Genomic DNA, 15,008 nt, shown 5'->3' with positions numbered 1-15,008 from the left:
ACATTTTTTGAAATAAATGGACGGACCCGTTATTTGCTGGATCCTTCTAAAATTATAAAGACCTAGTACTTTCGCGAACGACAAGATGGTGCATGACATTGATATGATGAGTTACTTGTTCCTGTTCATTTTTGCAAAGTTTTATTAAATTTCTTGTAGCTGTCATTCCGATTTCAACTGCAGAGTATTCAATGGTAGACAAACTTGGACGTATCAATTTTGAAAGTTCAAGTCCATCAAATCCAAAAACAGAGATATCCTCAGGAACGCGGTATCCATGATCCATTAGATAAGTAATAGCTCCAATAGCAATGGAGTCAGTGGAGCAAAAAACTGCAGTTGGTGTTTGCTCATGTGCTAGGAGGGTTGCCATAGCTTGACTGCCTCCTTCTACCGTTAAATCACTATTAACCACCCATTTATCTTGAACGGAAATTCCAGAATCGTTCAATGCCTTCTTGTATCCTTGAAATCGATCTTCCCTAATCGTGGGTCCGTTTGTTGCACGAATCATTGCAATCTTTTGATGGCCATTTTGTAAGAGGTAGGTAACAGCCTCGTAAGAAGCAGTAATGTTATCAACATGAACGGATGGAATGGAGGGAAAAGGAGAAATTTGGCCAGCTAGGACGACAGGCGTTAGATTTTTTTTAATAAGTTCTAAGTGCTTTTCCTCCCATTCCTGCCCCATAAAAATCATACCCTGAACAGATAATTTATTACTAAATAAATCAATATAATAAAGTTCGTTTTCGATCGTTCCATCTGTTAATCCAATGACCGTGTCATATCCATATAATTTGCAGACTTTATTTATTCCTGCAATTAAATCATCAAGAACAGTATTACTATATTGAGGGCAAATGACGCCTATTAAAAGTTGATCCTGTTGAAGAGTTAGGCTTTGAGCAACGAAAGGAAGATAATTCGTTTCTTTTAAAACATTCAATACACGTTTACGAATATCATCATTAACAGGTTTACTGTTATTGATTACCCTGGAGACAGTTGAAGTTGAGACATCTGCGAGTTTAGCAATCTCCTTTAACGTGATTTTCAATCCGATCACAACCTTTTTTAAGATAATTTAAGTGTAAAGAAGTATTTATTAGTTGTAAATAAATGATCGTGTTTATGGTTTTTCTAATGTAGGCAAAAAATAGAAATATTTCGTTGACCTAGGAAATATAATGTCATATAATCGGCGTACAGGCAATAAAATTTCCTAAAAAGAAATAAAGTTCTTGGATTAAAGGGGGATGACTAAATGAGCAAGTTTATGAAAGCGCTTAAAAGGACAACAATGCTTGGTGTTACAGGTGCCTTAGCTTTATCATTGGCAGCATGTACAGGAGGCTCAAAGGAAAGTTCATCAGATTCAAAAAACAAGGATTCAAAGAATTCAGATTCGCCTGTAACAATTATTGTTACAAATGCTAAAGGTGAAATTGATGCTCAGTTCAAAGAAGCAGCACAGAAATTTATGGATACGAACACAGATATTAAAGTAGAGGTAAATTCTGCTGCAGTTGGGGATACATTAAATGTGTATGATAAACTGACTGCTTCAGGAAAAGTCGTTACATTGGCTATGTTTGACCCATATGCTGCTTTGAATAAATACAAAGATGTCGGAACAGATATATCCAATGAGAAATGGATAGCTGAAACAAGCTCTGCACTTAAAAACTCTGACGGTCAAGTCGTTGGCTTTCCGTTTGCTGTAGAGGGAATGGGGCTAGTATATAACCAAAAAGTTCTAGATAATGCTGTTGGTGGTACGTTTGATCCATTCTCTATCAATACACAAGACAAGTTAAAAGAACTATTAGATAAAGTGAAGGCATCTGGTGTTAAATCTCCTGTTGCCTATCAAACAGAAGCTTGGTCTGTTGGAAATCACTACAGCTCATTATTCTTAAATCAAGAGGAAGATCCTAGTACTCTAGTAGATCAATTAAAAGCTGGTTCTGTTAACCTTAAAGAAAATGCAACGTGGAATGGTTACTATAGCACATTAGAATTGTTAACATCTGAGAAATATAACGAATTTGGTAAACGTCCAATTGGTCAGTACTATGATGCTGCACATTTAGCAGTTGGTAAAGGCGAATCTGCTATTCTATTTAATGGAAACTGGGCTTATGATTCATTAAAAGCGGTTGCTGGTGATAACTTTGGATTTATGCCTATTGCCGTAGACAATGATTCAAATAACCCATTAAACAACAAAATTGCAGTTGGTCCTACACAAGTACTGGTTATTAATAAAAAAGCCTCAGAGGCTGAGCAAGAGGCTGCTAAGAAATTCCTTGATTGGTTAGTATACGACGAAGCAGGTCAAGATTTCGTTGTGAATAAAGCACAAGTTATTTCTGCTTTCAAAAATAATCCAAACACAGTAACGAACCCACTTGGTGTGTCCATTGCTGATGCGATTGCAAACGATCGAACAATGCCGTTTGCTACAAACTATATCAATGCTGCAGATTGGCCTACAACTATCGGTCCTGAAGTTCAAAAGTATATCGCAAAAGGACAAAGTAAAGAAGATTTGGCAAAGTATATCGAGAATTACTTTAAAAATCAAAAGTAGTACGTCAGTATTACTAGTAAAACCACAAAAAGTGGGCGAGTGGTTCATCTCTCGCCCACTTGTTTTCATTTTAGAATAGGATGTGAAGCAAATGACGCAACGGAAAAGATTTTTTGCTAATATGGGGAATTCATTGTTATTCCTTGGTCCTACTACCGTTTTTTTTACGATAACTGTTTTGATTCCATTTATTTATGGTGTTTATATAACGCTGAATAGAATGAATACTCCTGTTGATCCAATGGTGTTTTCAGGACTAGAAAACTATATGAATGCGGTAAAGGATACAAAGTTTTGGGAATCTCTTTGGTTAACGCTTAGGTTTGTAGTGGCAACTGTATTTTTTGTAAACTTAGTAGGATTTGGGTTGGCTTACCTAGTGACCTCAGGCATACGGATTCAAAATTCAATGAGAACAGCTTATTTTACCCCCAATTTAATAGGTGGATTAGTTCTTGGATATATATGGCAGTTTATTTTTGTACAATCATTACCTTCAATCGGTGAAAAGCTCGGAATTGAATGGTTGGAGTTAGGTTGGTTAGGGGATCCGAAGATGGCCTTTTGGTCGCTTGTTCTCGTGACAATTTGGCAAACTTCGGGCTATATGATGATTATCTTTATTGCTGGATTAGTGAGTATACCGAAAGATCTTATGGAAGCCGCTCGGATTGATGGGGCAGGTCCGTTTAGAAGACTCATTAATGTAACGATTCCATTAATGATTCCTTCTTTTGTAGTTACTATCTTCTTATCATTAAAAAATGCTTTTATGGTGTATGATTTAAATTTCTCGTTAACGAAAGGCGGACCTTTCGGCAGCACAGAAATGGTGTCCATGCATGTCGTTAATAAAGCCTTTGTTGAAGCGAATTACGGAACAGGTCAAGCAGAGGGGATCATTCTCTTTGTCATTGTTGCTATTGTTACTGGATTTCAAGTGTATTCAAGTAAGAAAATGGAGGTTGAAGCGTAATGAAGCTAAGAAGAATGGCGACATCTACAATTATTTATTTAATTTCCATCATTGCATTCGTTAGTTTTATCTTTCCCTTTATCTTACTTATTTTCAACTCTTTTAAAGATAATGGAGAGATTTTAACGAATCCATTTTCTCTACCTACTAGCTGGAGTTTTGATCAATTTATTGCTGCAATGGAGAAAATGAATTTTTTAGTCACGTTTAAAAATACCTTTCTTATTACAACGATAAGTACTTTATTTATCGTACTCTTCTCTGCAATGGCTGCTTATCAAATGGTTAGGAAACCCTCGAAGTATAACAAAATATTTTTCACGATATTAGTAGCTTCCATGGTTATTCCATTTCAAACATTGATGATTCCGCTTATTTATATTTATGGTGCTAAGCTACGTTGGATTGATGCGATGCCAATTCCATTATTAATCTTCTTTTATATAGGCTTCGGAAGTGCACTATCTATTTTTATTTTTCACGGTTTTATTAAATCCATTCCAGTTGAAATTGAAGAGGCAGCAAGAATTGATGGATGTAATACACTCCAAACATTTTTTATCATCGTTTTTCCTATGCTCAAACCCATTACAGTTACAGTAGCCATTCTAAATGTACTTTGGATCTGGAATGATTATTTACTTCCTTCTTTAGTATTGAATAACGAAAGTGTGTATACGATGCCGGTCATGATGAAAGTTTTCAACGGTACATATATGAACAACTGGGAGCTACTGATTCCTGCGATTCTATTAACCATCATTCCGATCTTAATCATGTATATGATTGGTCAGCGATCCATCATTAATGGTGTGATGCAGGGATCCATTAAATAATGTTGACGAAAGATGCAAAGGAGAGTTTTTATGAATAAAAACTGGTGGAAAGAAGCGGTTGTTTATCAAATATATCCACGTAGTTTTATGGATAGTAATGCAGATGGAGTCGGCGACCTGCCAGGAATCATCTCAAGATTAGATTATTTAAAGGACTTAGGAATCGATGTCATCTGGCTTTCTCCCATTTATCAATCACCAAATGATGATAATGGATATGACATCAGTGACTATTATGAGATTATGGCTGAATTCGGTACGATGGAGGATTTTGACCAGCTGTTGAAAGAGGTCCATGCAAGAGGGATGAAGCTGATCATGGATTTAGTTGTCAATCACACCTCCGATGAACACCCTTGGTTTATTGAATCTCGTTCATCCAAAACGAATGCGAAGCGTGACTATTATATTTGGCGTCCTTCTGTTAATGGAGAGGTTCCAAATAACTGGGAATCGTTTTTTAGTGGATCTACTTGGGAGTATGACGAGGCAACTGATGAATATTATTTACACTTGTTTTCGAAAAAGCAGCCAGACCTCAATTGGGAAAATCCCGAAGTCGTAAAAGACATCCACAAGATGGTAAAGTGGTGGCTAGATAAAGGAATTGATGGATTTCGGGTAGATGCGATTAATCATACTGGAAAAGCAGATGGATTTCCGGATGATCCGCACCCGGAAGATGAAAGATATAATACGGGTTATCCGTTGTTTTCGAACTTACCGAAGGTTCATGAACAACTGCAAAAGCTGAACCGTGAAGTACTTAGTAATTATGATATTATGACAGTTGGTGAAACATCAGGAGTTGGCCCAGAGGAAGCTCTACTTTATGTGGATGAAAAACGAAACGAATTCAATATGGTTTTCCAATTCGAACACACGTCTATCGATTGCGGCACCCAAGGGAAGTGGGGTGTCCAGCCTTGGAGTTTACTCGATTTGAAAAAGATAATGAGTAAATGGCAAACTGAATTGTATGGAAAAGGTTGGAATGCTTTGTTTTTTAATAACCACGATCAACCAAGGGCTGTATCCCGTTTTGGAGACGATCAAACCTATTGGGCTGAGTCAGCAAAATTATTAGCGACTTACATTCATACGTTAAACGGTACACCTTATGTATATCAAGGTGAGGAAATTGGAATGACCAATGTGGCGTTTGATTCGATTGAGTCTTATCGTGATGTAGAAATCCTTAATTATTACAGAGAGAAAGTGGAAAAACAAGGTCATGATCCAAAGCAAGTGATGAACAGTATTCATCATAAAGGGAGAGACAATTCTCGAACCCCAATGCAATGGGATTCTAGTGAACAAGCAGGTTTTACTAGAGGTATACCTTGGATAGAGGTCAACAAGAATTATACGAAGATTAACGTGGAGCAGCAATTACAAAATCCGAACTCCATATTTAACTATTATAAGAAACTAATCCAGTTACGTAAGCAATACGAGGTCATCGTATACGGAGATTACCAAATGATTCTTGATGATCACAAAGAAATTTATGCCTATGTTCGTACACTAGGTAATGAAAAACTTCTAGTTATTTTAAACTTTTTTGCTGGTACACCTACTTTCCAACTGCCGGAACATTTAGAAATTGAAACACCAGAGCTTCTTATTAGTAACTATCCGGTTCAAAATAATAGTGAAATGAAAGAAATAAAGCTTCAGCCATATGAAGCAAGAGTTTATCGATATTAGAAAACATAGGGAAGGTTCTTTTGCTTCTTGGAAGCAGAAGAACCGTCCCTTATGCACTTAATGGATGGGCAATTTATCAGGATTCAAGGTTAGATACATTTCATTAATTTTGTCATCATTATTTATATAAAAACTAAGGATACTATGAACTTTTCCGTTAATGGAAAATATGATTGCGGGCTGGCCATTGACATTTTTCACTTCAAAATAAAAGTCTCCAGTGGCTTTTTTGGCTACACCATTTAAAAAAGGTAAAACGTTGGAAAGTGATACGATTGGTCGGACAGCAGCTGTAATTTTCCCGCCTCCATCAGAATACAGTGTGACATTTTCAGATATAAGCTCTAATAAGTCAGCCGTATTTTGCATTTGAAACGCTTGTATAAAGCGATTAATCGTTGACTTATTCTTTTCATAGTCTAAGCTTTCGCCTTCAACTCGTGAGATCTTTTGCTTTGCCCTGCTAAAAATTTTCCTACAGTTTTCTTCTTTCTTTTCAATAATGTCAGCAATCTCTGAATAGGTGAAACCTAATGCTTCTTTCAAGAGAAGAATGGCTCGCTCATCTGGTGCCAAATACTCCATTATCCGTAAATAGGCAATACTCAATCCTTCCTTTTGTAGAACATTCTCAGATGGATCATATTCAAGAGACTTCTCTATCAATAACGGCTCAGGATTCCATGGTCCCATATACTGTTCTCGCCTGCGCCGTGCAGACTTTAAGACATCGAGGCAACGGTTGGTCATCATTTTGCAGAAATAGGCTTTCTTATTATCTATGTTCTCTACATTTATCTGATATGCTTTTAAAAAAGTCTCCTGCACAAGATCCTCCGCTTCAACAATCGAACCTAACATCCGATAACCTATAGAAAACAACAATGGTTTAAATTGTTGATAATCTTCGTTCGTAATTTGCACCTTTTTTCCTCTTTTCGTTTAAATTAATTTCTTCAGCGGCTTGTTTTCCACTACTGGCCGCTCCATCTGCCAAAATGAAATTGGGGGAAGCCCAGTCTCCTGCTATATATAATCCTGGAATCTCTTTTTTAGAACGTCGCAGCTTGTGCTCATCTCCAATTTGGGGTAAACGCTGGTTCACTGTTATATTTGGGATAAACCGACTAGTAATCTCATATTTTTGCCAACCTGGCTGTAGCGTATCTAAGAATTGTTCAAGCTCGTTTTTAACGCTTTTTGCATCGTGTGAGTCATCTGGATGTTGATATTTAAATACATGAAGAATTACATTTTTTGTATGATCAGAGAGGTGTGCATAATTTGAGTGTACAGAATAATAGAGAGGAGCCATAATGCCCATAGCGAACAATAGCTTAGGGTTAGGGAGCTGTGTTAAAGCCACATCTAATGTTGCCCCCCTTACAGCAGTAATTTTTGAGAAAAAATGGTCTTGATCGTGACCATCTAGCATTTCATTAAGTTCGGAAGGACCAGTTGTACAAATCACATACTTCCCGATAACTTCTTCATCATTTGATAGAACTAATCTAAATTGCTCCTGTTGGACAGGAACAATTTTTTTAACAGAGGAGTGTGATCGAACCTGAACACCTGAAAGGATAGCTTTATTATGAAGCTGGTCAATGATCGTTTGCCAGCCACCGTCTAGATAAAGTACTCCACCCATAGCATTTTTCATATTTGATACCATTACTTTTGCGCTCATTTTCTCAGGAGCATGACAATAGGTGGCAAGTCTGCCGAGTGTATAAAGCAGTGACTCAACGATTTTAGTTTGTGCTGCTTGCTTAACCCATTGTTGAAAAGTTTGCTCAGCTAACTTCTCAGGATTTATGCTCATTATTTTTGACAAAACGGTGAGCCAATCCACACGTTCTTTCCAATTTAAAAGACCTGTTGTAAAAAGGTCTAAAGGAGAAAATGGAGCAGCATATTCGATATTGTTTTCAATTAATATGCCGCTTAATTTGGGTGATTTTCCATTAAGGTGAATACCTAATTCTTCAAGAATAGACTTGGCTTTTCCTTTTTTATAAAGAGCATGGGGGCCTAAATTAAAATACTGGTTATTTATCTTATTTGTTCTAGCCCTTCCCCCTACATTCCTTCCTTTTTCTAATAGTAATATAGACAAATCTGTTTTAGCCAAATAATTTGCTGCAACATAACCTGCTAACCCACCACCGACAATGACAATATCCCATTTTTGAGTCATAAGATAACCTCCTAAAATGATTTCATAACTTAAGACGACAAAGGGTGAAGGGATGTGACAGTGTAAAGCACAAAAAAACACAGGGACGGTTCTTTTGCTTCTGGGAAGCAGAAGAACCGTCCCTGCGCTTTTATACAAATAAACTTAGTAAAAGGATAAACGCTAATCCAGCTACTGAAATAATTGTTTCAAGTAATGTCCATGTGGCAAATGTTTCTTTCATGCTTAAACCAAAATACTCTTTAAACATCCAGAAACCAGCATCATTAACATGTGAAGCGATTAAACTTCCTGCTCCCGTCGCTAGTACAACTAAAGCTAGGTTCACGTCAGATTGACCTAACAATGGAATCACTAAACCAGCTGTGGTTAAAGCAGCAACGGTTGCAGATCCTAAGGAAATACGAAGGATGGCTGCGATGATCCATGCTAGTAAGATGGGTGATAATGAAGTGCCTTTGAATAACTCGGCTACGTAGTCACCTACACCGCCATTAATTAATACTTGTTTGAAGGCACCGCCTCCACCAATGATTAAGAGCATCATCCCAATATGAGTGATCGCTGTTGTACATGATTCCATTACATTTTTGATTGGAATTTTTCTTGCTAATCCCATTGTATAGACTGCAACTAATAAGGATATCAACATGGAAGTACCAGCATCACCGATAAAACGGATTGCAGCCAAGAAACTATTGTCTTCAAATCCCATAGTTTTTTGCAGCAAATTAATAATAGTCGCAATCGACATTAAAATAACAGGAAGTAGAGCGGTAAATACACTGATTCCAAATCCAGGTGTTTCTTCAAGCTTAAATGTTTTTTGTTCACCTAGAGAGGCAATATTACCCGTTTTTGTGAATGAATTAGGAACAAGTTTTTTTGCAAGCTTCGTAAATACAGGTCCAGCTAAAATAACGGTAGGAATGGCAATGATGAAACCGTATAGTAAAACCTCTCCAATATTTGCACCATATTCACCCGCAATAACGGTTGGTCCTGGGTGTGGCGGTAAGAATCCGTGTGTAACAGATAAAGCAGCTGTCATCGGAATCCCAAGGTACAGAATAGATACTTTTAATTCTCTTGAAATCGCAAATACGATTGGGATTAATAAGACTAGTCCTACTTCAAAGAATAGCGCTACACCGATAATGAACGAAGCAGCAACGACTGCCCATTGAATATTTTTTTCGCCAAATTTGTTAACGAGGGTCATTGCAATACGTTGCGCACCACCTGAATCAGCGATCAACTTACCTAACATCGCTCCAAGTCCAAAGATTAACGCTAAATGACCGAGTGTTCCTCCTAAACCTGCTTCTATGGTTTTAACAATTTCCTCTAATGGAATCCCAAGAGCTAAGGCAACACCAAATGATACAATAATTAATGAAATAAAAGTGTTTAATTTTAGACCCATTATTAATATTAGTAATGCTAATATTCCAATTGCTACAATCACTAATGGCATCTTATTTCCCCCCAATATTTTCTATGTTTGTTTTTACTAATCCACGTTGATAATTGGAAATTTGCTTATATTCGTTGTCTAACGATCTTGATAAGTTAATAAAGATCGGAAGTAATTGTCTGTACTCTTTAACTGCATCTTCATTTGGTGTGTGCTTGTAAGTACTTCCAATCATTTCAGAAGCTACCTCAAATGATTCAATTTTGCCTATTGCATAAAGGCCTAATAGGCAAGCGCCAAGACAAGAGCTTTCGTAGCTTTCTGGGACGACAACTTCTGTTTCGAAAATATCGGACATCATTTGACGCCATACATCTGATCTTGCGAATCCCCCGGTTGCTTGGATTCGAGAAACGGATCCTTCCATGCATTCCAATAAAGCTAAAAATACGGTATATAAATTATAAATTACCCCTTCGAGAGCTGCTCGAATCATATGTTCTTTCTTATGAGAAAGGGTTAGACCGAAAAACGAGCCGCGCACATTCGGATTCCAAAGAGGTGCACGTTCACCTGATAAATAAGGATGGAATAACAACCCATTAGCACCAGGTGTAACTCGTTCAGCAATCTTAGTTAAAACCTCGTAAGGATCAATTCCTAATCTTTTTGCGGTTTCTATTTCAGAAGAAGCAAACTCATCTCTAATCCAGCGAAGAATCATTCCGCCATTATTTACGGGACCACCAATGACCCAGTGCTTTTCCGTGAGGCAATAGCAAAATATTCGCCCTTTTTCATCTGTTTGTGGCTTGTCGATAATGGTACGAATAGCACCACTTGTACCAATCGTTACAGCTATTTCACCTTTTCTTATGGCATTTACTCCTAAATTAGAAAGCACACCATCACTTGCACCAATGACAAATGGTGTTTGTGAATCGATTCCCATCTGTTTCGCTAAGTCTGGATGACAGTTCGTAAATATTTTCGTTGTTGGAACGAGTTCAGATAATTGGGATCGTGTAATTCCTGCAACTTGTAAGGCTTCTTCATCCCAATCCAAGCTTTTTAGATTCATCATGCCCATTGCAGAAGCTAATGAATAATCGACAACATATTGATCAAATAACTTCTTAAAGACATACTCTTTAATCCCGACATATTTTTTAACTTTGGTAGCGATTCCATTTTGCTCATTTACAATCCAAGTGATTTTGCTTAATGGTGACATCGGATGAATGGGTGTTCCCGTGCGTTTGTAAATGGCATGTCCATTTAATTCTTCCTTTATTTTATGAGCCCATGCCTCACTGCGATTATCAGCCCAAGTAATACATGGAGTTAAGGGTTGGTCATTTTCGTCCATTGCAATTACACTATGCATCGCACTACTAAATGAAATAAATGCCAATTTCTTTTGAGAATGGCTTTTCATTATTTTGGATATCGCCTGTAAGACAGCTTGAAAAATCTCTTCTGGGTTTTGTTCGGCTGTAGACATATCTGGTGTGTAAAGCGGGTAACCGATGTTTTCTTGCCCGATCACTGCGCCTGTTTCGCTAAATAATACCGCTTTCGTACTTGTTGTACCGATATCTACTCCTAACATATAGCTAGTCATTTTCTTGCTCGACTCCTTTAGAAAGCATTTGCTGAGATAACCAAAGGTCTTCTACTTTATTTTGAACATCATCAAAGTTTTGATGTAAGGATTTAACCATAAGGGCTCTATCTTTTGAATTTATCGCTTCAATATAAAGTTCATGATTTTCCACTATTCGGGTAAAGTCATCGTATTTTTCCTTGAAACGTTTGCGCATTGATAGAAGAATGAAGCTTTCCATCACAGGTTTTAAATTATTCCAGATCATTTGGATGTATGAATGATTAATAGAACGAATTATCGTTTCATGAAATAAGAGATCTTGATAGGAAAACTCATCAGCATCTCGATATTTTATGGCAACTTTCATCATTTCAAGTATTTTACTAAGCTCCGTTACTAAATTTGTAACGTTCATCCTTACAAGTCGTTCGAATACAAACGTTTCGATGAGCAAACGGACATCATAAATTTCCTCTATCTCTTTTTCTCTTAAACCAATGACAACAGCACCCATTCTTTCTAATCGAATGATATTTTCAGATGCAAGTATTTTTAAAGCTTCTCGAATAGGTGACCGACTCACTCCGAAATCGGCTGCTAATTTATTCTCAGATAAAATGGTACCGCTTTCAATGATGCCAGAAATAATACGCATTCTAAGCTCACATGTTACACGATCACCAGCTGAAGCTTTGGATAGCCATTTTGTAGGATATAAAAATTCCGTTGATTCGATCATAAATTCACCCTCTCGATACATTCAAGTGTACTTGTATACAAGTATTTTAATCTAGATTTTTAATAATGCAAGCGCTTTTATAAAATTCGTGCCCATTCAGACATAGAAGTTTTTTACATTTTTTATGGTATTTGGAATGATTGGGAATGAAACATAGTGTCTATCCAAAAAAATGGGGAACCGATGTTGAAAAATAGTATGGAAGGGGCATTGAAGAGGTTTTTAAGATATGGGGGGTTTTTTAGTTAGTAAAGTGATATAAAAACACACTACAATTCCTTTATAGAGAAAGGACTTGCAGTGTTTCGTACTCAAATAAAGACTCTAGAATTGCTGGTCTTAAGAATATTAGTTTAAGATTTTGACCTTTAATTTTTTTACTCCAAAATTGATTGCATCTTGTTCAGAAGGAATAAAGACATCAATTCGATTCCCTTTAATAGCTCCACCAGTATCAGCGGCGGTTGCTTCACCAAAGCCTTCTACATAAACTTTACTGCCAAGTGGTATAACTGATGGGTCAACGGCGATGACCTTCGCATGTGGGTTTGCTTTAATGTTAATTCCGGTAGCCGTAGTACCAGAGCATCCTTCACATGAAGCTGTATACGCTGTAGCTTTAACTGTAACTGTCTTCTTTGTTGCTACAGCTTTTACCACAGGAGCACTTTTCTTTGTTACCTTTGCTGCAGGTTTCGATACTTGAGTTACAGGCTTTGATGATTTAGTTTTTGAAGCTTCTTGGTCAGATACAGTTGGTGGTGTCGACTTCATTGTTTTATCTGTTATATCATTATGAGAAGTATTTAAGTCATCAAAGATTAACAGATTTAATTCAGGATAGATGTTTTTAGGAATTAATTTATCCCATTCCTTAGGTAGTGATCGATTTATATGATGTTTTATTGGTATGTCCCGTAATGTGCCACCTTGTTTAACGGAATATTGTTTTTCCAGTGGATTGTTTAAAACATCTCTAGGGCGAATAAGGTCTGTTTGAAGTTGATTCAAATTATGGGTATTCTCTTCTGAAGAAGTAAATACGAGTGGTAGATCCTTAAGGTTATCCCCTTTTTGTGCTGTAACCGTTGCAGCTTGTACATTAGCACTTACAGTTCCTGAGAGTACAGCAACTGCTATAAATGTTTTAATTTTATTAAGCATTCTTTTACCCTCCTTGTTCTTTGGTTGCTAATTTCCATAATCGTAACATGGATATCTTTGAAGCAAAGAACAAGTAGATGTTAAATTGGTTACATCCGTGGCAATTATATTGAAATAACATTTCAATGTTAACGGAATAATCAGAAATATAGGCCCTCTAAAAGCTCTTTTAAAGCAAAAAGTTCAGTAGTAGGCACACATTGAGCGCTATTTTTATTTATTACATTATTGTTACGAAATAAGAATAAGGAGTTCTTGTATTACCAGCAGTTACCGTAATTACCATTAATTTTTTAGCCTTTATTAAGAAGTAACTTCAAGATTTATCAATTTAATAAAAGGACTAGTAGATAAGCTTTTTTATTAGTAAGAAACTGTAAAAGTGGTAAGATAGTGATAAAGAAACTATATTATTATTCGAGGGAAAAATACTATGTCGAGACAACGAAAAAAATCAAAATATTTCGCAAAAATTTCATTGGGAGTTATGGGGGCAGGTTTTCTCTTAACGATTCCTTTACAAGAATCTTTAATTGGTCGATTATTGCAAGGAGGATTTGAGGCTGGTCTAGTAGGTGGACTAGCAGATTGGTTTGCTGTCACAGCTCTTTTTCGCCATCCCCTTGGTATTCCAATTCCGCATACGGCATTACTTCCAAAAAACCGCGATAGAATGATCAGGGCAGTTATATCTATGCTTGAAAAGGATTGGCTAACAAAAGAAAGTATCCAAGAGAAGATCGGACAAATTAAATTTGTAGAAAAGATATCACAAATTGCAGAGAAGGAATTGTATTCTGCTCCCGTTAAAAAGTGGATTAGTTCTGTACTTCATCAAACAATTAGCCATATTAATTTAGAAAAAATAGCGCCTATTATTGAAAAAGAGTTAAAGGAATATATTTTGCATTTAGATGTGACTAAATTTCTTCAATCACTAGTTGATCAAGTTTTAAACAGAAATTTGGATGAAAAAGCCTTGGACTATATTCTAGTTGAGACTGAAAAGTGGATAGCAAAAGAAGAAACAAAAGTAAAAATTGGTATCATGGCAAAACAATTACTTGATAATACTGAGGCGGACGGTTTTTTAAAGTTGGCCATTAATTCTTTTAGCAATTTAATTAATGAGGAAAAGCTCGGAAATATGCTTCAACCATTCATTCTAAAAAGAATTATTCTCTTACAGAAAGATGATAATCCATATAGGCATTTGATTCTTTCACGTATTCGCAAAGAGTTAGACAGTGTTCAAGATAGAAAAGAACTAATAGCTGAAATAAATGGTTGGAAGAATACGCTGGTTAACAGTTGGAGTCTTGCTGATCAAATTACAGAGATTTTGAAGAAAATACAAAATAAATTAATTCTACTAACCCAAGGTGAAGAATTTGTCGATCAATACGTGCTTTCGTTTATTAAGAACCAAATAAAGCATCTAAGAGATGTTCCTGAAAAGACAAATAGTATAGAAAATTGGATTCAAAAACAAATTTTCTATTTTATTGACAAAAACCATTCAAAAATAGGCATTCTTGTAAAAGAAAACCTAGAGAAGCTAGATAACGAAACTTTAATCGATTTAATGGAAAATAATATAGGTAAAGATTTACAATGGATCCGAGTAAATGGAGCTATTTGCGGTTTTTTTATAGGAATTATCTTAACTATAATAAAAACAATTGTATAAAAGTTACCTCTTATTCTAAACAAAATGCCTTTGGAAGTCTTCCAAAGGCATTTTGTTATTTATCCAATGGT

General features: G+C 36.3%; 12 protein-coding genes. 5 read left to right on the top strand and 7 right to left on the bottom strand.

The features are described from left to right. Nucleotides 1-52: 52 nt before the first annotated feature. Entirely contained in the window at nucleotides 53-1,060 is a 1,008-nt protein-coding gene (locus tag ACFSO7_RS23810) for a LacI family DNA-binding transcriptional regulator (RefSeq protein ID WP_377879950.1), read from the bottom strand. 207 nt (nucleotides 1,061-1,267) lie between these two features. Between ACFSO7_RS23810 and ACFSO7_RS23805 the strand changes: the two genes are divergently transcribed. From ACFSO7_RS23805 to ACFSO7_RS23790, 4 genes are all read left to right on the top strand, one after another. Next, nucleotides 1,268-2,596, top strand: a complete 1,329-nt coding sequence (locus ACFSO7_RS23805) for an ABC transporter substrate-binding protein (RefSeq protein ID WP_377879949.1) — start codon at nucleotides 1,268-1,270, stop codon at nucleotides 2,594-2,596. A 91-nt stretch (nucleotides 2,597-2,687) separates the two neighbouring features. After that, nucleotides 2,688-3,572, top strand: coding sequence for a carbohydrate ABC transporter permease (locus tag ACFSO7_RS23800; protein WP_377879948.1), 885 nt, complete (start codon nucleotides 2,688-2,690; stop codon nucleotides 3,570-3,572). Next, nucleotides 3,572-4,408: a carbohydrate ABC transporter permease gene (locus ACFSO7_RS23795; protein ID WP_377879947.1), complete on the top strand. Its 837-nt coding sequence runs from the start codon at nucleotides 3,572-3,574 to the stop codon at nucleotides 4,406-4,408. The genes ACFSO7_RS23800 and ACFSO7_RS23795 overlap by 1 nt, the downstream gene beginning before the upstream one ends. A 30-nt stretch (nucleotides 4,409-4,438) precedes the next feature. After that, nucleotides 4,439-6,118, top strand: a complete 1,680-nt coding sequence (locus tag ACFSO7_RS23790; protein ID WP_377879946.1) for a glycoside hydrolase family 13 protein — start codon at nucleotides 4,439-4,441, stop codon at nucleotides 6,116-6,118. 57 nt (nucleotides 6,119-6,175) lie between these two features. On the opposite strand, the gene ACFSO7_RS23785 is transcribed toward ACFSO7_RS23790, so the two are convergent. The 6 genes from ACFSO7_RS23785 to ACFSO7_RS23760 form a co-directional block, all read right to left on the bottom strand. Beyond that, a complete protein-coding gene (locus tag ACFSO7_RS23785) occupies nucleotides 6,176-7,042 on the bottom strand; it encodes an RNA polymerase sigma-70 factor (protein ID WP_377879945.1) in 867 nt (288 codons plus the stop codon). Beyond that, a complete protein-coding gene (locus ACFSO7_RS23780) occupies nucleotides 7,008-8,318 on the bottom strand; it encodes a phytoene desaturase family protein (protein WP_377879944.1) in 1,311 nt (436 codons plus the stop codon). Before ACFSO7_RS23780 ends, ACFSO7_RS23785 begins: the two co-directional genes overlap by 35 nt. A gap of 130 nt (nucleotides 8,319-8,448) precedes the next feature. Beyond that, nucleotides 8,449-9,795: a GntP family permease gene (locus ACFSO7_RS23775; protein WP_377879943.1), complete on the bottom strand. Its 1,347-nt coding sequence runs from the start codon at nucleotides 9,793-9,795 to the stop codon at nucleotides 8,449-8,451. Nucleotide 9,796: 1 nt separating this feature from the next. Next, on the bottom strand, nucleotides 9,797-11,359 hold the full coding sequence (gntK, locus tag ACFSO7_RS23770; RefSeq protein WP_377879942.1) for a gluconokinase: 1,563 nt from the start codon (nucleotides 11,357-11,359) through the stop codon (nucleotides 9,797-9,799). Then, the gene (locus tag ACFSO7_RS23765) at nucleotides 11,352-12,083 is read right to left on the bottom strand and encodes a GntR family transcriptional regulator (protein ID WP_377879941.1); all 732 of its coding nucleotides are present in this window, start codon (nucleotides 12,081-12,083) and stop codon (nucleotides 11,352-11,354) included. Before ACFSO7_RS23765 ends, gntK begins: the two co-directional genes overlap by 8 nt. Nucleotides 12,084-12,431: 348 nt before the next feature. Further along, entirely contained in the window at nucleotides 12,432-13,247 is an 816-nt protein-coding gene (locus tag ACFSO7_RS23760; RefSeq protein WP_377879940.1) for a LysM peptidoglycan-binding and 3D domain-containing protein, read from the bottom strand. Between the two features lie 433 nt (nucleotides 13,248-13,680). Here ACFSO7_RS23760 and ACFSO7_RS23755 point away from each other — a divergent pair, with 433 nt between their 5' ends. Continuing rightward, nucleotides 13,681-14,937 carry a DUF445 domain-containing protein gene (locus ACFSO7_RS23755; protein WP_377879939.1) on the top strand — a complete coding sequence of 419 codons (1,257 nt, stop codon included), beginning with the start codon at nucleotides 13,681-13,683 and terminating at the stop codon, nucleotides 14,935-14,937. Nucleotides 14,938-15,008: the final 71 nt, after the last annotated feature.

The sequence above is a fragment of the Bacillus sp. CGMCC 1.16607 genome, from assembly GCF_042683745.1.
In the GTDB taxonomy this organism is placed as follows: Bacteria; Bacillota; Bacilli; order Bacillales; family Cytobacillaceae; genus Pseudoneobacillus.
This window is presented reverse-complemented; position numbering and strand designations above follow the sequence as displayed.